Consider the following 22,575-nt stretch of genomic DNA (forward strand, 5'->3'; position numbering starts at 1 on the left):
GCTGTGCGACCATGGGCTGGTGACTTCGACCTGGGTGGAACCCTCGAACACAGCGACTGCCCTGCTGCTTCTCGGCCGAGGCAGCGATCCTGCCACCGAGCGCGGCGTGGAGTGTCCCGGTGAGCTACCCGCCCCGAGCGACCCCGATCTGGTGGCCCGGGCGACGGCCGCGAAGGCGGCCCTGGGCACGAAGGTCTTCGTGCTCGGCCACCACTACCAGCGCGACGAGGTGATCCAGTTCGCCGACGTCACCGGCGACTCGTTCAAGCTGGCCCGGGAGGCGGCGGCCCGCCCCGACGCGGAGTACATCGTCTTCTGCGGCGTCCACTTCATGGCCGAGAGCGCCGACATCCTCACCACCGACGCGCAGCGGGTGATCCTCCCCGACCTGGCGGCCGGGTGCTCGATGGCGGACATGGCGGTCCTGTCGCAGGTCGAGAAGGCCTGGGACGTCCTGACCGACCTGGGTGTGGCCGATTCGACGGTGCCCGTCACCTACATGAACTCCTCGGCGGACATCAAGGGCTTCGTCGGGCGCAACGGCGGCCTGGTCTGCACCTCGTCGAACGCGAAGCGGGCCCTGGAGTGGGCGTACCAGCAGGGCGAGAAGGTCCTGTTCCTGCCCGACCAGCACCTGGGTCGCAACACGGCGGTGTTGGAGATGGGGCTGTCGCTCGACGACTGCGTGCTCTACGACCCGCACAAGCCGGGCGGCGGGCTGACCCCCCAGCAGGTCCGGGACGCGAAGATGATCCTGTGGCGCGGGCACTGCTCGGTGCACGGTCGCTTCACCCTCGACAGCGTCGAAGACGTCCGGCGTCGGGTGCCGGGGGTGAACGTCCTGGTCCACCCGGAGTGCCGGCACGAGGTGGTCAACGCCGCCGACCAGGTCGGCTCCACCGAATACATCATCAAGGCGATCGAGGCCGCCCCGGCCGGTTCGGCGTGGGCGGTGGGGACCGAGCTGAACCTGGTACGCCGCCTCGCACTGGCCCATCCGGACAAGCAGGTCATGTTCCTGGACCGGGCGGTCTGCTACTGCTCGACGATGAACCGGATCGATCTTCCGCACCTCGTCTGGGCGCTGGAGGAGCTGGTCGCGGGGCGGGTGGTCAACCAGATCACCGTCGACGCGGACACCGCCCACCACGCCCGGGTGGCGCTGGACCAGATGCTCGCCCTGCCGGGCGCGGCACCTGCACCCCCGCTCTAACCTGTACCCCCGCCGGCACCTGCACCCCGCCCGCAGGATCACAACCCTGAGTGATCAAACCAGTACGTTAACACACCTGTTTCACCCATTCATGCCGTCCCAGGCGGTGTGACCGACTCATCGTGGTCACCGAGGGCTATGCTGCCGGGTGCGACGAAACGAGGCGGCTTCTTTTGACGTGGCCGCGTTACCGGGTAGCGATGTCCATCGCAGGCCCGATCCAACACGGCAGCACCGACGCGCTGGAGGTTGCGTTGACCGACGACGTCCTGGTCGTACACGGAGGAAGTCCGCTCCAAGGGCGGATCCGCGTGCGCGGCGCGAAGAACCTGGTTTCCAAGGCGATGGTCGCCGCCCTGCTGGGTGACACCCCCAGCCGGCTGTACGACGTGCCTCGGATCCGGGACGTCGAGGTGGTCCGCGGGCTGCTCGGCCTGCACGGGGTCAAGGTGACCGACGGCGACGAGGACGGCGAGCTGGTCTTCGACCCGGCCTACGTCGAGAGCGCCAGCACCGACCAGATCAACGTGCACGCCGGGTCGAGCCGGATCCCGATCCTGTTCTGCGGCCCGCTGCTGCACCGGCTGGGCCACGCCTTCATCCCGGACCTGGGGGGCTGCCACATCGGCCCCCGTCCGATCGACTTCCACCTGCAGGCGCTGCGGGAGTTCGGGGCGACCGTCGAGAAGCGGCCCGAGGGGTTGCACCTGTCCGCGCCGAACGGCCTGCACGGGACCAAGTTCTCCCTGCCGTACCCGAGCGTCGGCGCCACCGAGCAGGTGCTGCTGACCGCGGTGATGGCCGAGGGCGTCACCGAGCTGCGCAACGCGGCGGTGGAACCGGAGATCATCGACCTGATCTGCATCCTGCAGAAGATGGGCGCGATCATCAAGGTGCACACCGACCGGGTCATCGAGATCCAGGGTGTGCCGAAGCTGCACGGCTACAACCACCGGCCGATCCCGGACCGGATCGAGGCGGCCAGTTGGGCGGCGGCGGCGCTGGCCACCCGGGGGCACGTCGAGGTCCTCGGCGCGCAGCAGGCCGACATGATGACCTTCCTCAACATCTTCCGCTCGGTCGGGGGCGAGTACGAGGTCACCGACATCCGTCCGCCTCGGCTGGGGCAGCCCGGCCAGGAGGGTGGCATCCGGTTCTGGCACCCGGGCGGGGAGCTGAAGTCGGTCGCCCTGGAGACCGACGTCCACCCCGGTTTCATGACCGACTGGCAGCAGCCCCTGGTGGTCGCCCTGACCCAGGCCCGGGGCCTGTCGATCGTCCACGAGACGGTGTACGAGCAGCGGCTGGGCTACACCGAGGCGCTCAACACCATGGGCGCGAACATCCAGGTCTACCGGGACTGCCTGGGTGGCACCCCGTGCCGGTTCGGCCGACGCAACTTCAAGCACTCGGCGGTCATCGCCGGTCCGAGCAAGCTGCACGCCGCCGACCTGGTCATCCCGGACCTGCGGGCCGGGTTCAGCCACCTGATCGCCGCGCTCGCGGCCGAGGGCACCTCCCGGGTCTACGGCGTCGACCTGATCAACCGGGGGTACGAGGACTTCGAGGCGAAGTTGTCGGACCTCGGTGCCCACGTCGAGCGTCCCTGACCCGTCCCCTCCCGACCCGGGTGACCTCGTAGGTCGCCGGGAGGAGACCACCGACCGACCCGCGTCCGCGCCCGGTGCACCGCGATGTGCACCGGGCGCGGACGTTTGGCTACCCTTGCCGCGTGCCGTCGCTCTTCCGCCGCAAGTCCGCCGACGTCGTCGACGAGTCCGCCGCCTCCGCGCCGGCCGACGAGACGCCAGTCACCCATGCTCGTAGTCACACCCCGGGGAAGGGGCGGGAGACGCCGAAGCGCCCCGGCGCGGCCCGCCGTCCCGGTGGGGCGGCCCCGCCGCTGACGAAGGAGGAGGCGAAGCAGCGTCGCCGGCAGGTACGCGCCGAGGCCGCCGCCGAGTTCCGCCGTGAGGGCGGCCCCCGCGACCGGGGTCCGGAGCGGCTGCTCGCCCGGAACGTCGTCGACTCCCGTCGTACCGTCGGAACCTGGTTCTTCGGCGGTGCGCTGATCGTGCTGATCGGGTCGAACGCGGCGATGCCGGCGGTCGTCCGGCTGGTCTCGAACCTGCTGTGGGGGGCGCTCGCCCTCGGCGTGGTGATCGACTCGATCCTGATCTCCCGCAAGATCAAGAAGCTGGTCCGGGAGCGCTTCCCCCGGACGCAACAGCGGCTGGGCTCGCTCTACCTGTACGCCATCATGCGGTCGATCACCTTCCGCCGGATGCGTGCCCCCGAACCCCGGGTCAACCTCGGTGATCCCGTCTGACCCGATCCCATCGGTGCCACAACGCCGGGGTCACCGGCTCCGGCCGATCGGTGGGATCGGCCGACCTCTGGGATCCGGGCTGCCTCTGGGATCCGGGTAGCGCGACGGAACGCGGAGCGGCGACTACGTTCCGCGTCGACGATCGGGCGCGCAGTACCCGGATCCCCCGATGCCGGGTCGGTTTGTCGAGTATCGCCGGAAACACGATCCGACTATCGCGGTGAATGTCCGGATCCGTAGGATAACGTTTGGGCCCGTCAGCGACGTCACAGTGGCGGTGACCGAGCCCACGCCGCTACCCTCCATGCGCAGCCATTCCGCACCGGACGCGTGACATGACCCGGTTGGGTGCGGCCGCCCAGCGCGACGATATTCCGACGAGGTGACACCGCCGTGAGCGAGCGATACGAGCCCGCCACCGGGACGCGCCACGCGGGCGGCGACGGGGCCTGCCGATGAGTCGCGGTGGCTACGACCGGTGGCGCGACCCGGCCGAGCCGTCCTGGAAGGTCGCCCCGACCAACGAGTGGCAGCCGCAGTTCCCGGGTCAGCGCTACCCGGGTGACATCGGCACGCAGTACGCTCCCCCGCCCACCGGCCGGGCTGCCGTCCGGGGGCGGGCCGAGGTGCCGCCCCTGGCCCCGACCAAGTCCGACGGGTCGTACCGGGTCGGCTACGTCTGGGACGAGGAGGAGCCCGAGGAGCCGGCGACGCCGTCCTGGGACGGGCGTCCCGCTCCCCGCGACGACCGGTGGTACGAGGACATGTACCGCCGACCGCACGCCGAACCGACCGGACAGCGGGGTCGGACACCTCCGCCGGAGGCGGGACGGCGGCGCGGGGACGGCGAACCCGACCGGCTGCACCCCGACGACCTCCGTCGACCCGACGACGGGCACCGACGCGGCGGACCCGAGCGGGACGGCCGCCGACCGGGCGGACCGGCGTGGGACACGTCGCGGACCGACCCCGGGCACCGACCCGACCACGGCCGAGGCCCGGACCGCCGCTCGGACCAGGACCGGAACCGGGACCAAGAGTGGTACGGCCGCCCGGAACGACCCGATCACGGTCGCCCCGTCTCGCCCGCCCCCCGACCGGTCTCCCCCGCGTCCCGACCCGACTCCCCCGCGCCTCGGGGCGGACGCCGGGACCACCACGACGGCCCCGTCTCCCCCGCGCCTCGGGGCGGACGCCGCAACTACGACGACGGCCCCGTCTCACCGGCCCCCCGCGGCGGACGCCGCAACTACGACGACGGCCCCGTCTCACCGGCACCGAGGCCGGAGCCGGGCTGGGTGCCCGAACCGGACGAGCGGCTCGGGTCCCGGCCCGGCGCTCACCCCGACCGGCCCGGCCCGGGCCGTGACCGCCAGGCCGCCGACTTCGGGCGGCCCGGCCCCGAACGACCGGCCAACGTCTACGGGCGGTCCCCCGCCGGACACGAACGCCCCACCCCCGGCGAGCGACCCCCCTCTGCACACCAGCGCCCCACCCCCGGTCAGGAACGGCCCGGCTCCGGTTACGGGCGCCCCGCCGCGAACGACGACCGGCCCGGCCCCGGGTACGACCGTCCCGCTGCCGGTCACGGCCGGGCCGGGCACGGGTACGCCAGGCCACCGGCCCGCCCCGAACGGCCCCCGGCGGAGCACGACCGCGCCCGTCGGCCCGATCGGTCGGGCGGCGACACCGTGCTGCCGCCGCACGTCTGGAGTCCTCACCCCCAGGACGGTCCGGCGGCCCACCCGCACCGGCTCGACCGCAGCGACGTGCCCCGCCCGGTGGGCCCAGAGAGCCCCTGGGACCACAGCATCCAGCGGGACCCCGACCTCTGGGACGACCAGGACAGCTGGGAGTACGCCGGTCAGGAGGACGTCGACGACCGACGGGGCGGAGCCGACAGGTGGGACGTCGACGACCGACGGACCCCGGAAGACCGACGGGACCACCCCGGCGACCGGGACCGTCGGGCCGACGGCCCGTACCGCCCCGACCAGCAGACCGGTCCGTACCGTTCCGATCAGCACCCCGACCAGCAGCCGGATCCGTTCCGTCCTGACCAGCAGCCGGGTCGGCGACGTCCGGAGCCGTACCGTGAGGCCGCAGCGCATCCGGCCCCCCGGCGTGACGATCGGCTGCCCTGGCCGGAGCCCGGCCCGATCCGCCCGGACGAGGGTCGCCGACCCGACCAGCGCCCGCCGAGCGCCCCCGACCGACCCGCGTGGCAGCAGGAGCAGCGGCAGGAGCATCCACCCGTTCCGGCGGACCGGGGCGAGCCGACCCGGCCGAACGAGCCGACCCGGCCACCGGTGCCTGCCGACTCGGGACCCCGGCTACGGCTGGTGCCCCCGCTCGAACCCGCCGAGCAGGCCCCGCAACGCCCGCCCGTACCGCCGCGCGAGCGCCCCGTCTCCGGACCGCCCGTACCGCCGCGCGAGCGCCCCGTCTCCGGACCGCCCGTACCGCCGCGTGAGCGCCCCGTCTCGGGGCCGCCCGTACCGCCGCGCCGGCCCGTTCCACCCCGCCCGCCGGTGGTGCCCGCGCCGGAGCCGGCCGCACCGGAGCCGGTCCCGGCCCACGACCGGGCGGTGACCGACGAGTCCCGGTCGGCGCGGACGGGCGTACCGGCGCAGGAACCGCCGGTCGTGTCCCCTGCGGTGACCGTCGGCCCGGACCGCACCACCCGCCCCGACTCCGACGAGCCGGTCCGGGTCGTCGACCCCGACGAGCAGTACCGTCGTCCGCCGGTCCCGGCACCGTCGGTGTCGACGGACGGGACCACCGTGTCGGCCGGGACAGACGGACCGTCCGGGACGGCCGGTCCCGACGACGCGTCCGAAACCACCACGGCCACCGAAACGGCCGGGGCTCCCGGTACGACCAGGGCCTCGGGGACGACCGAGACGGTGGGTACGACCAGGGTTCCCGGGACGACCAGGGTGCCCGAAGTGACCGGGACGACCGAGGCTTCGGGGACGACCGGCGCAACCGGGACGACCGGGACGGGACGGGGGCACGGCGGCACCGAGAACGCGGACGCCGAGCCGGAGGCCCCGCCCGCCGACGACGCGCCGCCGCAGACGACGGCCGCAGACGACCGGAGGGCCGCCGCCCCGGCACCGGTCCGGCCCCCGGTCAGCGGTGCTGACGCCTGGTTCCGTCCCAAGCGGCCGACCCCGCCGGAACCGACCTCCGAGTCGTCCCCGCCGTCCGAGGGCGACCGGCCCGCGCAGACGGACCACCGCCCGGTCTCGGCCCCACCTGCCGTCCTCCCCGACCCGGCGGACCAGCCGACTCCCACGTCGTCGGCGCCGGTCTCCGCACCACCAGCACCGGTCTCCGCCCCACCGGGACCGGTCTCGGGACCACCAGCGCCGGTCTCGGGGGCACAGGTGTCCGCACCGCCGAGGCCGATCTCCGGCCCACCGCTCGTCGCCCCACCGGTACCCGTGTCGGGACCACCGGCGCCCATCTCCGCACCTCCGGCGCCGGTCTTCACGCCACCGACACCGGTCTCGGCACCACCAGCACCGGTCTCCGCACCACCGGCACCCGTCTCCGCACCACCGGCACCCGTCTCCGCGCCACCAGCACCGGTCTCCGGACCACCGGCGTCGGTCTCGGGGCCACCGGGACCGACCTCAGGACCACCGGCACCGGTCTCCGCGCCACCAGGGCCGACCTCAGGACCACCGGCACCGGTCTCACGACCACCGGCACCGGTTTCGGGGCCACCGGCGTCGTCGCACTCGCCGGTCTCCGGTCCGCCCGCCCCCGGGTCGGCGGAGTCACCAGAGGGACCCGGTGCCGACGAGAGCCGCGAGGGCGCGGCGGCCGTACCGACGCAGCGGTCCGGTGCCACCGACGCCGACCCCGAGGCGGCGCTGCGCGGATACCGCTGGGAACTCGATGGGGAGACCCTGCGCGAGGTGGTGCACGACCCGGCCGAGCTGTGGACGATCCGGCGGCAGATCACCGCGAAACTCGGTACGGCGTTGGACAACCGGACCCGTACCCGGCTGCTCAGTCTGCGGGCGGTCACCGCCCGGCTGCTCGGTGACCTCGACGACGCCCTCGACGACGGGCGACTGGCGTTGACGTACGCCGAGGCGACCGGGGAGCTGCGTCGGACCGCCCTGGTCCAGGCCCGGCTGGCCAACGTGCTGCGGTGGCGGGGCGAGTTCGGTGAGGCCGACAGGCTGCTCGCCGAGGCGGACTCCCCGGAGCTGCCGGACCGGCTGCGGGCGGCCCTGCACGAGCACGCCGGGCGGTCCAGTTACGACCAGGGGCGGCTGATCGAGGCGTGCCACCACTTCGAGCGGGCACTGGACCTGCGCGGCGACGGCGACGACGGGATGACCTCCCGGATCGGTCAGGCCCTGGACGCGGTCGCCCGTCGGGCCGAGGAGAACGACTTCGGGCCGTACCCACGTGATCGGGACGAGCTGCTGCAACAGCCCCGCGTCCCGGTGCCCGCTCAGGACGGCGACCGGGAACGGTGGGGGTACGCCGCCCCGGACGGCGAGTTCGCCATCGACCCCGAGTACGCCGTCGCGCAGCCGTTCCACGAGGGGCTGGCCTGGGCACGGCGGCCCGACTCGGTGGGGTGGACGCTGCTCGACCCGTCCGGTACGCCCCGGCTGGAGTCGACCTGGCCGTACGTTCGTCCGTTCGGTGACGGGCTGGCCTGGGTCTCGACGGACGGTGCGAGTTCCTGGATGGCCGTGGACGCGGACGGCGAGGTCGTCGTGGCGCACGGCTTCGACGAGATCCGCCCGTTCCGGGCCGGACGGGCGATCGTGCGGATGGGCAACGGCTGGGGAGCCGTGGACACCGAAGGCGAGCTGGTGGTGCCGACCCGGTTGGACGGGTTCGACACCACGTTCTCCGACGGTCGTCGGGTCGAGGGGTTCAGCGACGAGGGGCTGGCGGTGGTGGTGGTCGGTGGCCGCCGTGGGGTGCTGGACCGCGACGGCCGGATGGTCCTCACCCCGGCCCATCCGGTGCTGGCCATCCACCCGGTCGCCTTCCTGGTCGGTGACGGTGACCGGTGGGGGGCACTGGACCGGCGGGGGGAGCTGTTGATCCCACCGACCCACCGGGACCAGGCCGGGGTGGTGGCCGCTATCGACGAACTGCTCGCCGACGCCTCACCGGTGCTCTGACCAGCGCCGTCGCCGGTCCTCCGCCAGGCGCCGAGGAGCTCGTGTCGCAGCGCCACCACACCGGGTCGCCGGAACGCGTGATGCCGCTGTGGGTCGAAGGTCGGCCCGACCGGGGCTAGGGTCGCAGGCATGGAATTCCGACACCTTGGCCGCTCGGGCCTGATGGTCAGCGAGATCTCGTACGGGAACTGGATCACCCACGGTTCCCAGGTCGAGGAGGAGGCGGCACTCGCCTGTGTGCGGGCCGCCCTGGACACCGGCATCACCACCTTCGACACCGCCGACGTGTACGCCGGCACCCGGGCCGAGGAGGTCCTCGGCCGGGCGCTGTCCAGTGAGCGCCGTGAGGGGCTGGAGATCTTCACGAAGGTCTTCTGGCCCACCGGTCCCGGCCGCAACGACCGTGGGCTGTCCCGCAAACACATCATGGAGTCCATCAACGGGTCGCTGCGCCGACTCCAGACCGACTACGTGGACCTCTACCAGGCCCACCGGTACGACTACCACACCCCGCTGGAGGAGACGATGTCGGCGTTCGCCGACGTGGTGCACTCCGGCAAGGCCCACTACATCGGCGTCTCCGAGTGGAAGGCCTCGCAGATCCGCCAGGCCCACCAACTCGCCCAGGAGCTGCGCGTACCGCTGGTCTCCAGCCAGCCGCAGTACTCGATGCTCTGGCGGGTCATCGAGGCCGAGGTCATTCCGACCAGCGAGGAGCTGGGGCTCGGCCAGATCGTCTGGTCCCCGATGGCCCAGGGGGTCCTGTCCGGCAAGTACCTGCCGGGGCAGCCGCCACCGGCCGGTTCCCGGGCCACCGACGAGAAGTCCGGCGCGGGTTTCATCGCCCGGTGGCTCGACGACGACGTGCTGACCCGGGTCCAGCGGCTCAAGCCCCTCGCCGAGCAGGCCGGGCTGACCATGCCGCAGCTCGCCATCGCCTGGGTGTTGCAGAACCCGAACGTCTCGTCCGCGATCATCGGTGCCTCCCGCCCCGACCAGGTGCACGGCAACGTCGCGGCGGCCGGGGTGAAGCTCGACGCCGACCTGCTCAAGGCGATCGACGAGATCGTCGACCCGATCACCGAGCGGGACCCGGCCAAGACGGAGAGCCCGGCCGAGCGTCCCTGAGACCCGTACGGCCCGGCCGGTGGACGGTGCACACCGCCCGGCCGGGCCACCGGCGGGTGAAGGGTGCGACACCGCCCGGCCGGGCCATCGGGGGGGGTCCGCGTCAGCTCTGCCAGAAGCGGATCAGGTCCAGCCCGGCGACGTACAGCCACGGGGGGAGGCCGAGCAGGTTCGCCAGGGCGAAGACCCCGTCGAAGAACCACCCGCCCAGACGGGGGTTCCACAGCAGGGCGAAGAGCATGATGAAGCCGAACGGGGCGAACAGGTCGTACATCCGCCGCCACTGCGGGTTCAGCCACGGCTGGATCATGTTGCCGCCGTCGAGGCCGGGCACCGGGAGGAGGTTGAGCACGCTCGCGGTCAGCTGGAGGAACGCCAGCAGGGCCAGCCCCGCCCAGAACTCCTCCGACCCGCCGATTCCGGCACCGGTGCCGATCCGCAGGGCCGCCACCAGGATCAGGGTGAACAGCACGTTGGTGGCGGGACCGGCGAGGCTGACCAGGGTGTGTCGCAGCCGCCCCGGGATCGAGTGCCGGTCCACCCAGACCGCCCCGCCGGGCAGCCCGATGCCGCCGAGGAGCACCACCGCCACCGGAAGCACGACCGACAGCAGCGGATGGGTGTACTTCAACGGGTTCAACGTCAGGTAGCCCCGGTGGGCCACGCTCCGGTCCCCGGCGCGGAAGGCGACCACCGCGTGGGCGTACTCGTGCAGGCAGAGTGAGACGAGCCAACCGGCGACGACGAACCCGAAGACGTTCAGGCGGACGTTTCCGACCTCGTTCCAGGCCAGGACGCCGCAGGTCACGAAGAGCGCGACCAGGGCCAGGAAGACCGGGCTGGGCCGCAGCGCCGCCCGGGGTACGCCGAAGACCTCCGGCTCCACACCCGGGCGGTCGTACGCCATCAGTCGGCCGTCGGGAGCAGACTCATCCGGTACTCGGCACGGTCCTCCTCCAGCAGGGTGACAGTGGTGACGCCGGACGCCGCGAGTTCACGCCAGGTCTGGCCGATCCAGGACTCGGCGTCGGCCTGACTGGGGAACGACTCCGCCGGTCCGTCGACTGTCGCGCCGTCAGTGCCCTCGTACCGCCAGCTCCACGTCATGCCGCGTCTCCCCTCGCCGCTCACCGTCCCGCCGGGACGAACCCCGCCAGCGTATCGGCCCGAGCCCCGGAAGGCTCCGGCTGCCGGTGCGGGTTCTCCCGCTCCCACCCGGGTATGGAAGCAGCAGGACGCAGCGACCGACGCGGTACGGGAGGGCGAGATGGGACAGCCGTGGCAGAACATGGAGACCGAGGACCTGCGGCGGATGGCGGCGCGCGGCGGCATCGAGGGGACCGAGGCGATGGACCGGGACGAACTGGTCGACGCGCTGGTCGCCCGGCCCGGGGAGGGCTCCTGGCAGGAGGATCCGAAGCCGGCGGACGTCAATCCGAACGACTACCAGTACCAGGCGCCGGACCCGGGCCGGCGGTGAACGGCGGCCGACCTGGGCGGCGTGTCGGCCCCGGTGGGATCTAAGGTACGCACATGTCCGTTGACGGGTGGAACAAGGTCCTGGTGCTCGGCGGGGTCCGTTCGGGCAAGTCCGAGTTCGCCGAGTCGCTGATCGGTGACGCGGCGACTGTCCGGTATCTGGCCACCTCCGCCCCGGGCGACCCGGAGGACACCGAGTGGGCGCAGCGCCTGGCCGCGCACCGGGGTCGCCGCCCGGGGAGCTGGCGGACGGAGGAGACCGCCGACGAGCCACGGCGGCTGGCCGACGTGCTGACCGCCGCCGAGCCGTCCGAGACGCTGATCGTCGACGACCTGGGCGGTTGGGTGACGGTGCTGCTCGACCCGGCCCACCAGCCGGCCGACGACACCGCCACGATCGCGGAGCTGGCGGCGGCGATCCGGTCCTGTCCGGCCCGGGTCGTCCTGGTCAGCCCCGAGGTGGGGCTGTCGTTGGTGGCGACCACGCCGATCGGGCGGGCCTTCACCGACGCCCTGGGGTCGACGAACCGGGCGGTCGCCGACGTCTGTGACACCGTCGTCCTGGTGGTCGCCGGGCAACCCTGTCGGCTGAAGCCGACCGCCGCCCCGGTCGCCCCGTCCCCCGCCGTCGCGTCCTCCGCCGCCCCGTCCTCTGCCGTCGTGGCTCCGGGTGTCCCCGCTTCCGCCGTCGCGGCCCAGACCGGTGCGGCGACGCAATCCCCCACCCCGGTCGTCGACGAGCTCCCCGTCACCCCGGCCGTCACTGCGGCCCCCGAACCCGTCATCCCGGCCGCCGCACCGGCCCGGCCGGTGCCGAGCTGGACGGGGACCACCCAGTCGCTTCCGGTGGTCACCCCCGGTCCGGTCATCGGGCCGGGCCTCGACCTGCCGATGCCGGACGAGGACGCCGGCCCACAGGCGGTGGCGCGGCTGTCCACGCTGGACGTACCCGGCGCCGGGTTGGGCGTGTTGGAGCGGGTGGTCGGCTTCGCCGCCGCCACCCAGGGCACCCCCACCCCCGCGCCGTGGAACGAGATCCGGCTCATCCTGCTCAACGGGGACCACGACGGGGCCTCCTCCGCCGGGGCCGTCTCCGGCGACGCCGCCCGCCGGGCCCAGCAGGCCGAGGAGGGCACCGGGGTGCTGGGCAGACTGGCCGCCCAGTCCGGGGTCGCGCTCCAGGTCGTCGACGTGCCACCCGCCGCCCCGATCGAGGAGGGGCCCGCGCTGACCGCCGAGACCGTCGACGCCGCCCTGCGTTTCGGCTGGCAGTTGGCGCAGGAGGCCGCCGAGGCCGGCGTACAACTGCTGGTGTTGGGGGCCTGCGGGGCAGGCACCGACACGGCCGCCGCCGCCGTGCTCGGCGCGACCGCCGGGGCCGAGCCGCCGGTGGTGCTGAACCGGGTCCTCACCGCCGAGGGGACGATCGACGACGGGGCGTGGATGCGCCGGTGCGCGGCGGTCCGGGACGCGCTGCACCGCACCCGCCGGACCACCCGCGAGGCCAAGGAGGTCCTGGCCGACCTCGGCGGCGGCGACATCGCGGTGGCCACCGGAATCCTGCTCGGGGCCGCCGCACACCGGATGCCGGTGCTGCTCGACGGGCCGGTCGGGCTGGCCGCCGGAATGGTCAGCCGGGACCTGGCCGGGCAGGCGCGGCACTGGTGCCTGCTCGCCGACGTCGGTGGTCACCCGGCGGTCCGGCTCGCCGCCGACATCCTCGGCCTGGTCCCCCTGCTGGACCTCAGGCTCGGACTCGGCGAGGGGGCCAACGCACTGACCGCCCTGCCGTTGCTGCGGTCGGTCCTCGCCCTCGCCGCCGACCTGTCGGCCGACCACCAGGCCACCGACGGCCAGGCGGGCACCGACGGCCAGGCGGGCGGCGACCGGCCCGACACCGACGCGCCGAAGCCCGACACCGAAGCCGACGGCGACGGCGACGGCGACGACCCGACCTTCGTCGAGCCGGAGCCGGCCGGACCGGGACCGGCCACCACCGAGCCGACCACCACCCCACCGGCCGGTTCCGAGCCGACCGGTTCCGAGCCGACCGCCCCGCCGCAGGCCTCTCCGGCCGCCACGCCCCCGGGTGCCGCCGAGCCGACCGCCCCGCCGCAGCACTCTCCGGCCGCCACTGCCCCGGGTGCCGCCGGGACGGACGCCGCAGTGCCGGGCACCTCCGGCCGCAGCGGCTGACCCGGGTGCCCGAGCCGACCGGGCCGGACGGCGACGACCGGCCCGGCTCCCGGTTCGCGGACGGCCTGCGCCTGTCCGCCACCACCTTCACCACGCTGCCGCTACGCCCCGGACGGGTCGACAGGGGCACTGCGGGAACGGCGATGGCCGCCGCCCCGGTCGTCGGGGCGCTGCTCGGCGCGGTCCTGGCCGGGGTGCTGCTCGCCCTCACCGCGGTCGTCTCCCCCCTGGTCGCAGCCGGGGTGACCCTCGGCTGCGCCGCCCTGCTCACCCGGGGACTGCACCTGGACGGGCTGGCCGACACCGTCGACGCCCTCGGCTCCTACCGGCGGGGTCCGGCCGCCCTGACGGTCATGCGTCAACCGGACGTGGGTCCGTTCGGGGTGGTCGCGCTGGTGGTCGTCCTGCTGGTGCAGGCGGCGTCCCTCGCCGAGCTGGCCGGACGGTCGACCACGGCGGTCCTCGCCGGGGTGGTGGTGGCCACCGCGGCAGGCCGGCTGGGGGTGACTGTGGCCTGTCGACGCGGGATACCGGCGGCCCGCACCGAGGGCCTGGGGGCGCTGGTCGCCGGCACTGTCGGGCCGGTGGCGCTGACGGTGGGCACCCTGGCCGTGGGGGCTGTGGCGCTGCTCGCCGTCCCGGGCCGACCGTGGCAGGGGCCCCTCGCCGTCGCCGCCGCGCTGGCAGTGGTGGTCCTGCTCCTGCGCCACGCCGTACGCCGCTTCGGCGGGGTCACCGGTGACGTGCTCGGCGCCACCGTTGAGGTCACCACCACGCTGGTCTACCTGGGACTGCTCCTGTCCGGGTGAGACGGCCGGGGCGCGCCGGGTAGCGTTTCGGACGTACAGCACCGGTGCGCCCAGAATCGGGGACGACATGCTCATCACGGACGACTTCCTGCCCGTACCGGTGCCGGAGTCGCTCACCGCCACCTATCTGGTGCCCATGGCCGGGCTGCCCCGGGTCGGGACGGCCTCGGCGGTGGCCGCGCTGGAGGGTCGACTGCCCGAACCGGTGTACGGGCTGGCACGGCAGATGCTGGACAGTCCACTGATGTCGGTGGACACCCGGCCGATCAGGGAGTTCCCCGAACTGCCACCGGACCTGCTCGCCGCCTTCGGGGCCGGCGAGGCGCAGCTGTCCCGGCTGGCGGCGGCCACCCACCTGGTGGTGGTGCAGGCCCAGTACCGGCCGGGGTGGCCGCCCGCCCACGAGTGGGCCGCCCGGGCGGTGGCTGCGGCGGTCGCCGAGTCCGCCGACTCCGACGTCGTCGACGTGTTCGGCCTCCAGTTCCTCGACCCGGCGGCGGCACTGCGGTCCCTCCCCGACGAGCAGGGCCGGGTCCGACTGGTGGACTGGATCCTGGTGCCGTACTCCTCCGACGCCGAGGGGCTGTGGTTCACCACGAAGGGGCTGCGCCGGTTCGGGCTGCTGGAGTTGCAGACCCAGGGGGTCCCCGACCATCTCACCCGGGCCTGGGGCGCGGTGATGACCGGGGCGGCCCGTCGGCTGCTGCGGGACTGGACCGACGGCCTCGGCGGCGAGGAGGTCCCGGCGTTCGTACCGTTGCCGGTGTTGGCCACCGTCACCGGGCACGACATCGCCGTGGCGTACGGGAACCCGGACCAGCACGGCGCGACCGCCCCGGTGCTGCTCCGGCTGGAACTGGACCCGGCCACCGACCCGGAGGCCGACTCGTTCCTGAGTCTGCTCCCACCACCGGGGCACCCGGGGCCCGTCGGTCAGTACTACGCGGCGGCCTGCGCCACCCTCTTCGCCGGGATCCAGCCGGACGTACGCTACTCCCGCCCCCGGGACGCGATGTCGAAGGCGATCGCCACCGCCCGCGCCGGGCTGGACGACGTCAGGTCCCGTCTCCTGGCCGACGCGCTCGGTGCCGAGACCCAGTTGGTGGTCAAGTACCCGCTCCCCGGCGACGAGGGTCCCGAGTACGTCTGGGCCGGCGTGACCTCGTGGGACGACCCGGAACGGATCACCGGTGCCAGCGTCAGCGACGCCGCCACCGACCCGACGGTACGCATCGGCGCCCCGGTCGTCGTGGCCGTCACCGACGTCGTCGACTGGGCGCTCCTCGGCCCCGACGGCGTCGTGGAGGGCGGCTGGACCCAGGCCGTCCTGGACTCCGGCCGACCCCCGACACCCTGACCCCGGGTCAGCGCACGCTCGGCGTGACGAAGGACGGACGGGTCAGCGCACACTCGGCGTGACGAAGGGCGGACGGGTCAGCTGGACCTCGGTGCGGCGGGTACGGATGTCGACCTCGGCCCGGTCGCCGTCGGACAGCCCGGCGGCGGTGTCCACCAGGGCCAGGGCGATGCCCTCCCGACGGGTGGGCGAGAAGGTGCCACTGGTCACCGTCCCGACCACCGTGTCGCCGACCCGTACGGTCATGCCCGGGCGGGGGATGCCGCGCCCCTGCACCACCAGCCCGTGCAGCGTACGACTCGGACCGGCGGCCTTCTCCGCGACCAGCGCGTCGCGGCCCCAGAAGGCCGGCTTGCCCCAGCCCACCGCCCACCCGACCCGGGCCTGGACCGGGGTGATCTCCATCGACAGGTCCTGCCCGTGCAGCGGGTAGCCCATCTCGGTGCGCAGGGTGTCCCGGGCGGCCAGGCCACAGGGGCGGGGGGCGGGCTCGGCGGCGAGGAGCGCGTCCCAGACGGCGACCGCGTCCCCCGCCGGCACCACCAGTTCGTAGCCGAGTTCACCGGTGTACCCGGTGCGGCACACAGTCAGCTCCACCCCGTCGATCCGGGCCGGGGAGAAGCGCATGTAGTCGTCGACGGTGGGCAGGCCGAGGGCGGCGACCAGGGCGGCGGAGCCCGGCCCCTGGACGGCGAGGACCGCGTACGCCTCGTGCTCGTCGGTGACGGTGACCGACGGCGGGGCGGCGGCGCGCAGCCGGCGCACCACCTCGGCGCTGTTGGCGGCGTTCGGGATGAGGAAGAGGTGGTCGTCGGCGTGGCGGTAGGCGATCAGGTCGTCGACCACCCCGCCGGTGGCCTCGTCGCAGCAGAGGGTGTACTGCGCCTGACCCGCACCGATGCGCCCCAGGTCGTTGCTCAGACAGGCGTTCACGAACTCGACGGCCCCCGCGCCGGTGACCCGCACCTTGCCGAGGTGCGACACGTCGAAGACGCCGACCTCCTCCCGGACCGCCGTGTGTTCGGCGAGGACGCCGCCACCGGCGTACTCCAGGGGCATCTCCCACCCGCCGAACGGGGCGAACTTGGCACCGGCGGCGGTGTGCCGGTCGTGCAGGGGGGAGCGACGCGGCCGGTTCGCGGTGGCGTCGGGGGTCACCTCGGTCATGGGTGGCAACTTACCCGTGGCGGGGGCGCTGGTTAGCATCGGCGGGACCCGTCGGGTACGCGGACGGGCGCGTCCGTCCCCTGGCGCGGTAGGTTGCGCCGGAGAGACAAACCATCGCCGGTACGCGACGACGCGACCGGCCCGGCCCGCCCGGAGTTGCCTTGACATCGCCCAGCATCACCTTGAGCCTGGTCGACACCGACCCCGCCGAGCTCACCGTCGACGCGATCGTCATCGGTGTGCACAGTCAGACCGGTGAGCCGCAGGTCGGCGGGCCTCCCGCCGCGCTGCTGCTGGCCAGTGGCGCGGAGAGCATCGCCGCCGCGTTCGACGGTCGGCTGACCGAGACCCTGGCGCTGCTCGGGGCGACCGGGGCGCCGGGTGAGGTGATCAAGCTGGCCACCCTGGGCACCGTCACCGCCCCCCTGGTCGCCGCGGTCGGGCTCGGTCCGGAGCCGTCGGGTGCCGCGCCCGCGCCGGAGGCGCTGCGTCGGGCCGCCGGGTCGGCGGTACGGGCGTTGGCCGGTGCGGAGAAGGTGGCGTTGAGCCTGCCCCTGCCCGACGACGCCGACGCCCCGGCCGCGCTGCGGGCGGTCGCCGAGGGCGCGCTCCTGGGCGGGTACCGGTTCGCGGGGTACAAGACCCGGCCGCAGCCGGCCCGCCGTGACCCGGTGGCCGAGGTGCTGGTGGCGGTGCCGGACGCCGGTGACGCGTCCGCCCGGACCGAGGTGGGTCGGGCGCTGGCCGTGACCGGGGCGGTGCGGACCGCCCGCGACTGGGTCAACACCGCCCCGAACGACAAGCGTCCCCCGGTCTTCGCCGACCTGGTGGCCGCCGCCGCCGGAGAGGCCGGGCTGACCGTCGAGGTGCTCGACGAGGCGGCGCTGACCGAGGGGGGCTACGGCGGCATCCTCGCCGTCGGCCAGGGCTCCGAGGCCCCGCCCCGCCTGGTCAAGATCGGTTACACCCCGGCGGACGGGGGCAACGGCAAGCGGGTGGCCCTGGTCGGCAAGGGCATCACCTTCGACACCGGTGGCATCTCGATCAAGCCGTCGCAGGGCATGTGGGAGATGAAGTCCGACATGGGCGGGGCGGCGGCCGTGGCGGCGACCATGCTGGCCGTGGCCGCGCTGAAGCCGACGGTGGCGGTGACCGCGTACGTGCCGATGGCGGAGAACATGCCCTCGGGGACCGCGTACCGCCCCGGCGACGTGATCACCATGTTCGACGGCAAGAAGGTGGAGGTCCTCAACACCGACGCCGAGGGGCGGATGATCCTCGCCGACGCCATCGCCCGCGCCTGCGCCGACGGCTGCGACTACCTCTTCGAGACCTCCACCCTCACCGGCGGCCAGGTCGTCGCCCTGGGCAAGCGGATCTCCGGGGTGATGGGCACCGACGAGCTGTGCGAGCGGGTACGCGTCGCCGGGGACGCCGTCGGCGAACCGGCCTGGCCGATGCCGCTGCCGGACGAGGTCCGCAAGGGAATGGACTCCGACGTCGCCGACATCTCGCAGGTCAACGCGGGGATGGATCGGGCCGGGCACATGTTGCAGGGTGGGGTGTTCCTCCGCGAGTTCGTCACCGACGAGGTGGCCTGGGCGCACATCGACATCGCCGGGCCGAGCTACCACAGCGGCGAGCCGACCGGTCACCTGACCAAGGGCGGCACCGGGGTTCCGGTGCGTACCCTCCTCGGGCTGATCGAGGACGTCGCCACCAACGGCTGACAGCCTGCGGGGAGGGCCCCTGTCGACGCCTGTGGTGGGCAGGGGCGCTCCCCTCCCCCGGATGTCGACGAGGGGCCCTTCCCCACCGGCGGGGTGGGGTGGGCGTGGATCAGTAGCGGTCGGGGCGGCGTTTGCGGCGTTCGTTGTAGTCACGCATCCGCTGGGGGTAGCCCATGATGCGGACGTCGTAGACCGGGATGGCCAACTGGTAGGCGAAGCGCCGCGCCCCGTCCGGCCCGTCGATCCGCCGCCGGGTCCACTCGCCGTCGTCGGCGATCAGGATGACGGTGGTCTCGGTGACAGTGGTCTTCGGTTCGACGAACGCCTCCACCCCACGTCGGCTGCGGACGAACTCCGCGAGATGCTCCAGGTCGGCACGTTCCGCAGCGCGCTCTCGGCTCTCCGGTCTCGCCTGCTTGCGTCGTCGGAACAGACCCACCGGTCGTATCCCTCCCGTCAGACGTCAATACGACCTTGCCAAGGGTACGTGTCGGCGACGTGTCGTTGGGCACCTCACTACGCGCCCCGGACCGGGTGGTGACAAGATGACCGAGGCGAGTATGCCCGTTTACCTGGCATGCCCCCTCGTAGCAGCGACGCGACCTGGGAGTTGGATGTGAGCGAGCCGAACGACGCGACCTTCGACGTAGTGATCCTCGGAGGGGGCAGCGGCGGCTACGCGACTGCGCTGCGCGCCGCCCAACTGGACCTCAAGGTCGCCCTGGTGGAGAAGGGCAAACTCGGCGGGACCTGCCTGCACAACGGGTGCATCCCGACCAAGGCGCTGCTGCACGCGGCGGAGGTCGCCGACCAGACCCGCGAGTCGGCCCAGTTCGGCGTCAAGGCCGAGCTCGTCGGCATCGACATGGCCGGGGTCAACTCGTACAAGGACGGGGTGGTCTCCCGCCTGTACAAGGGCCTGCAGGGCCTCGTCGGCGGTTCGAAGAACATCACACTGATCTCCGGTGCCGGCAAGCTGGTCGCCCCGAACACCGTCGAGGTGGACGGCAAGCGCTACACCGGCCGCAACGTGGTGCTGGCCTCCGGGTCGTACGCCAAGAGCCTGCCGGGCCTGGAGGTCGACGGCGAGCGGGTGATCACGAGCGACCACGCGTTGACCCTGGACCGGGTGCCCGCCTCGGCGATCGTGCTGGGCGGCGGTGTGATCGGCGTCGAGTTCGCCAGCGTCTGGAAGTCCTTCGGGGTGGACGTGACCATCGTCGAGGCGCTGCCCCGGCTGGTCGCCGCCGAGGACGAGGAGTCCTCCAAGGCCCTGGAGCGCGCCTTCCGCAAGCGGAAGATCAACTTCAAGGTCGGCAAGCCCTTCGAGAAGGTCGAGAAGACCGACAAGGGGGTCAAGCTCACCATCGCCGGTGGCGACACCGTCGAGGCCGAGCTGCTCCTGGTCGCCGTCGGCCGGGGTCCCAACACCGCCGACCTCGGGTACGAGGAGCAGGGCGTCAAGACCGACCGCGGGTACGTCCTGACCGACGAGCGGCTGCGCACCGGCGTGCCGAACGTCTACGCCGTCGGCGACATCGTCCCCGGTCTCCAGCTCGCCCACCGGGGTTTCCAGCAGGGCATCTTCGTCGCCGAGGAGATCGCCGGGAAGAACCCGACCGTGATCGACGAGATCGGCATCCCCCGGGTCACCTACTCCGAGCCCGAGCTGGCCTCGGTCGGGCTGACCGAGGCGAAGGCCAAGGAGAAGTACGGCGCCGACAAGGTCAAGACCTACAACTACAACCTGGGTGGCAACGGCAAGAGCCAGATCCTCAAGACCACCGGCTTCGTGAAGCTGGTCGGCCTCGAGGACGGACCGGTGGTCGGCGTACACATGGTCGGCGCCCGGGTCGGCGAACTGGTCGGGGAGGCGCAGCTCATCTACAACTGGGAGGCGTACCCGGCCGAGGTCGCGCAGCTCGTCCACGCACACCCGACGCAGAACGAAGCCCTGGGCGAGGCACACCTGGCCCTGGCCGGCAAGCCGCTGCACGCGCACGCCTGATCCCAGCCACCACCCGGCGACGGGCGAGATGACCCCACCAGGGAACGAAGGAGTCTGAAGAACATGCCGGTATCGGTCACCATGCCCCGGCTCGGCGAGAGCGTCACCGAGGGCACCGTCACCCGCTGGCTCAAGCAGGAGGGCGACACGGTCGAGGTCGACGAGCCCCTGCTCGAGGTCTCGACCGACAAGGTCGACACGGAGATCCCGTCGCCCGCGGCGGGAGTGCTGAGCCGGATCGTGGTCGGTGAGGACGAGACCGCCGAGGTCGGCAGCGAGTTGGCCGTCATCGCCGGTGAGGGCGAGGCCACCGGTGGTGGCGCGTCCGCCGAGCAGGAGCAGCCGAAGGAGGCTCCGGCGCAGCAGGCCGAGCAGGCTGCCGCCGAGCCGCAGGCGCAGGCGGAGCAGTCGGCGGTCCAGGAGCCGTCCGCCCAGGCCGCCCCGGCGTCCTCCGGCGAGGGCACCCCGGTCAAGATGCCGGCCCTCGGCGAGAGCGTCACCGAGGGGACCGTCACCCGCTGGCTCAAGCAGGTCGGTGAGTCCGTCGAGGTCGACGAGCCCCTGCTGGAGGTCTCCACCGACAAGGTCGACACGGAGATCCCCTCTCCGGTCGCCGGGACGGTCCTGAAGATCAAGGTCGCCGAGGACGAGACCGCCGACGTCGGTGCCGAGCTGGCCGTGATCGGTGCCGCCGGTGCCGCCCCGGCCCAGTCGGAGCCGAAGGACGAGCCGAAGCAGGCCGAGCCGGAGCCGAAGAAGGAGGAGCCGGCCGCCGAGCAGGAGCCGGCGAAGGTCGAGGAGCCGACTCCGGGCCTGTCGTACAACCAGCCGTCCGCCGAGGCCGAGACCGCCGCCCAGCCCGCCAAGGCCGAGCAGTCGGCCACCCCGCCCGCCCCGGCCAAGGCCGAGCAGTCGGCCGCTCCGGCCGGTGAGGGTGACGCCGGTGGGTACGTGACCCCGCTGGTGCGCAAGCTCGCCGCCGAGCACGGCGTGGACCTGGCCGGCCTCTCCGGTACCGGGGTGGGCGGTCGGATCCGTAAGCAGGACGTGCTGGAGGCGGCGGAGAAGGCCAAGGCCGCCAAGGCAGCCCCGGCACCGGCCGCCCAGCCGACCGCCGCCCCGGCCAAGCCGGCGGCGAAGCCGCAGCCCAGTGCCAAGCGCGGCACCACCGAGAAGCTGCCCCGGATCCGGGCCACCATCGCCAAGCGGATGCAGCAGTCGCTGCACGAGATGGCGCAGCTGACCACCGTGGTCGAGGTGGACGTGACCCGGGTGGCGAAGCTGCGGGCGAAGGCCAAGGAGTCGTTCCAGCAGCGGCACGGCGTGAAGCTGTCCTTCCTGCCGTTCTTCGCCCTGGCCGCGATCGAGGCGCTCCAGGCGTACCCGATCGTCAACGCCAGCATGGACCTGGACGCCGGCACGATCACCTACCCCGACGCCGAGCACCTGGGCGTCGCTGTGGACGCCGAGCGGGGCCTGATGGTGCCGGTGGTGCACAACGCCGGTGACCTGAACCTGGGTGGCCTGGCGAAGCGGATCGCCGACCTGGCCGAGCGGACCCGGGCCAACAAGATCAGCCCGGACGAGCTGGCCGGGGCGACCTTCACCCTGACCAACACCGGCAGCCGGGGTGCCCTCTTCGACACCCCGATCGTGCCGTCGCCGCAGGCGGCGATGCTCGGTACCGGTGCCGTGGTGAAGCGCCCGGTCGTGGTCAACGACCCGGACCTGGGCGAGGTGGTGGCGGTCCGGTCGATGGTCTACCTGGCCCTGTCCTACGACCACCGGCTGATCGACGGCGCGGACGCGGCCCGGTTCCTGGTCGCCGTGAAGGAGCGCCTGGAGGGCGGCAACTTCGAGGCCGAGCTGGGCCTGTAACAGTCACGGTCTGCACACGGCGGGCGCCCCGGTCGATGTCGACCGGGGCGCCCGTCGTCGTACCGCAGGAGTAGCCCGAGTAAGCCGATTCGGCCACCGGGGCGGGCGGCCGCTGA

The 22,575-nt window shown here is 73.4% G+C and carries 15 protein-coding genes and 1 pseudogene; 12 read left to right on the forward strand and 4 right to left on the reverse strand.

The genetic code is table 11. From position 1 onward, the window contains the following. The first annotated feature begins 19 nt into the window (after positions 1-19). The 5 genes from nadA (at position 20) to WHN02_RS24895 (ending at position 9,835) form a co-directional block, all read left to right on the forward strand. Positions 20-1,213 (forward strand): quinolinate synthase NadA, encoded by a 1,194-nt coding sequence (gene nadA, locus WHN02_RS24875; protein ID WP_434741081.1) that lies wholly within the window; start codon positions 20-22, stop codon positions 1,211-1,213. A 200-nt stretch (positions 1,214-1,413) separates the two neighbouring features. Next, entirely contained in the window at positions 1,414-2,823 is a 1,410-nt protein-coding gene (gene murA, locus WHN02_RS24880; RefSeq protein ID WP_434741082.1) for a UDP-N-acetylglucosamine 1-carboxyvinyltransferase, read from the forward strand. A gap of 122 nt (positions 2,824-2,945) precedes the next feature. After that, complete coding sequence (locus WHN02_RS24885; RefSeq protein WP_434741083.1) at positions 2,946-3,542, forward strand: DUF3043 domain-containing protein; 597 nt, start codon at positions 2,946-2,948, stop codon at positions 3,540-3,542. A gap of 455 nt (positions 3,543-3,997) precedes the next feature. Continuing rightward, positions 3,998-8,707 (forward strand): WG repeat-containing protein, encoded by a 4,710-nt coding sequence (locus WHN02_RS24890; protein WP_434741084.1) that lies wholly within the window; start codon positions 3,998-4,000, stop codon positions 8,705-8,707. A gap of 129 nt (positions 8,708-8,836) precedes the next feature. Continuing rightward, on the forward strand, positions 8,837-9,835 hold the full coding sequence (locus WHN02_RS24895; protein WP_434741085.1) for an aldo/keto reductase family protein: 999 nt from the start codon (positions 8,837-8,839) through the stop codon (positions 9,833-9,835). Positions 9,836-9,938: 103 nt separating this feature from the next. Here WHN02_RS24895 and WHN02_RS24900 read toward each other — a convergent pair whose 3' ends face one another. Beyond that, positions 9,939-10,742 carry a site-2 protease family protein gene (locus tag WHN02_RS24900; protein WP_434741086.1) on the reverse strand — a complete coding sequence of 268 codons (804 nt, stop codon included), beginning with the start codon at positions 10,740-10,742 and terminating at the stop codon, positions 9,939-9,941. Next, positions 10,742-10,942 (reverse strand): hypothetical protein, encoded by a 201-nt coding sequence (locus WHN02_RS24905; RefSeq protein ID WP_350895802.1) that lies wholly within the window; start codon positions 10,940-10,942, stop codon positions 10,742-10,744. The genes WHN02_RS24900 and WHN02_RS24905 overlap by 1 nt, the downstream gene beginning before the upstream one ends. Before the next feature lie 160 nt (positions 10,943-11,102). On the opposite strand from WHN02_RS24905, the gene WHN02_RS24910 reads away from it, so the two are divergent. From WHN02_RS24910 to WHN02_RS24925, 4 genes and pseudogenes are all read left to right on the forward strand, one after another. Next, on the forward strand, positions 11,103-11,315 hold the full coding sequence (locus WHN02_RS24910; RefSeq protein ID WP_434741087.1) for a hypothetical protein: 213 nt from the start codon (positions 11,103-11,105) through the stop codon (positions 11,313-11,315). A 53-nt stretch (positions 11,316-11,368) separates the two neighbouring features. Next, positions 11,369-13,351: pseudogene (locus tag WHN02_RS24915) on the forward strand (bifunctional adenosylcobinamide kinase/adenosylcobinamide-phosphate guanylyltransferase); the annotation flags it as partial. Positions 13,352-13,515: 164 nt separating this feature from the next. Then, positions 13,516-14,319, forward strand: a complete 804-nt coding sequence (gene cobS, locus WHN02_RS24920; RefSeq protein WP_434741088.1) for an adenosylcobinamide-GDP ribazoletransferase — start codon at positions 13,516-13,518, stop codon at positions 14,317-14,319. 67 nt (positions 14,320-14,386) lie between these two features. Then, on the forward strand, positions 14,387-15,676 hold the full coding sequence (locus WHN02_RS24925; RefSeq protein ID WP_434741089.1) for a DUF2314 domain-containing protein: 1,290 nt from the start codon (positions 14,387-14,389) through the stop codon (positions 15,674-15,676). A gap of 42 nt (positions 15,677-15,718) precedes the next feature. On the opposite strand, the gene gcvT is transcribed toward WHN02_RS24925, so the two are convergent. Then, a complete protein-coding gene (gcvT, locus tag WHN02_RS24930; RefSeq protein WP_434741090.1) occupies positions 15,719-16,843 on the reverse strand; it encodes a glycine cleavage system aminomethyltransferase GcvT in 1,125 nt (374 codons plus the stop codon). 161 nt (positions 16,844-17,004) lie between these two features. On the opposite strand from gcvT, the gene WHN02_RS24935 reads away from it, so the two are divergent. Beyond that, the gene (locus WHN02_RS24935) at positions 17,005-18,573 is read left to right on the forward strand and encodes a leucyl aminopeptidase (protein WP_434741091.1); all 1,569 of its coding nucleotides are present in this window, start codon (positions 17,005-17,007) and stop codon (positions 18,571-18,573) included. Positions 18,574-18,682: 109 nt separating this feature from the next. Here WHN02_RS24935 and WHN02_RS24940 read toward each other — a convergent pair whose 3' ends face one another. Further along, on the reverse strand, positions 18,683-19,012 hold the full coding sequence (locus WHN02_RS24940; protein WP_350897255.1) for a hypothetical protein: 330 nt from the start codon (positions 19,010-19,012) through the stop codon (positions 18,683-18,685). A 138-nt stretch (positions 19,013-19,150) separates the two neighbouring features. Between WHN02_RS24940 and lpdA the strand changes: the two genes are divergently transcribed. Together lpdA and sucB are read left to right on the forward strand one after the other, a co-directional pair. Continuing rightward, positions 19,151-20,581 carry a dihydrolipoyl dehydrogenase gene (gene lpdA / locus WHN02_RS24945; protein WP_434741092.1) on the forward strand — a complete coding sequence of 477 codons (1,431 nt, stop codon included), beginning with the start codon at positions 19,151-19,153 and terminating at the stop codon, positions 20,579-20,581. A gap of 63 nt (positions 20,582-20,644) precedes the next feature. Further along, a complete protein-coding gene (gene sucB, locus WHN02_RS24950; RefSeq protein WP_434741093.1) occupies positions 20,645-22,459 on the forward strand; it encodes a 2-oxoglutarate dehydrogenase, E2 component, dihydrolipoamide succinyltransferase in 1,815 nt (604 codons plus the stop codon). The last annotated feature ends 116 nt before the right edge of the window (positions 22,460-22,575 follow it).

Origin of the sequence: Micromonospora sp. SH-82, assembly GCF_051132485.1 — a bacterium.
In the GTDB taxonomy this organism is placed as follows: Bacteria; Actinomycetota; Actinomycetes; order Mycobacteriales; family Micromonosporaceae; genus Micromonospora.

What these genes read in the sequence shown, in the direction of transcription:
- murA (WP_434741082.1), top strand. Translation starts at nt 1,414, where the DNA reads ATGTCCATCGCAGGCCCGATCCAACACGGCAGCACCGACGCGCTGGAG.
- WHN02_RS24890 (WP_434741084.1), top strand. Translation starts at nt 3,998, where the DNA reads ATGAGTCGCGGTGGCTACGACCGGTGGCGCGACCCGGCCGAGCCGTCC.
- WHN02_RS24895 (WP_434741085.1), top strand. Translation starts at nt 8,837, where the DNA reads ATGGAATTCCGACACCTTGGCCGCTCGGGCCTGATGGTCAGCGAGATC.
- WHN02_RS24900 (WP_434741086.1), bottom strand. Translation starts at nt 10,742, where the DNA reads ATGGCGTACGACCGCCCGGGTGTGGAGCCGGAGGTCTTCGGCGTACCC.
- WHN02_RS24905 (WP_350895802.1), bottom strand. Translation starts at nt 10,942, where the DNA reads ATGACGTGGAGCTGGCGGTACGAGGGCACTGACGGCGCGACAGTCGAC.
- WHN02_RS24910 (WP_434741087.1), top strand. Translation starts at nt 11,103, where the DNA reads ATGGGACAGCCGTGGCAGAACATGGAGACCGAGGACCTGCGGCGGATG.
- WHN02_RS24925 (WP_434741089.1), top strand. Translation starts at nt 14,387, where the DNA reads ATGCTCATCACGGACGACTTCCTGCCCGTACCGGTGCCGGAGTCGCTC.
- gcvT (WP_434741090.1), bottom strand. Translation starts at nt 16,843, where the DNA reads ATGACCGAGGTGACCCCCGACGCCACCGCGAACCGGCCGCGTCGCTCC.
- lpdA (WP_434741092.1), top strand. Translation starts at nt 19,151, where the DNA reads ATGCCCCCTCGTAGCAGCGACGCGACCTGGGAGTTGGATGTGAGCGAG.
- sucB (WP_434741093.1), top strand. Translation starts at nt 20,645, where the DNA reads ATGCCGGTATCGGTCACCATGCCCCGGCTCGGCGAGAGCGTCACCGAG.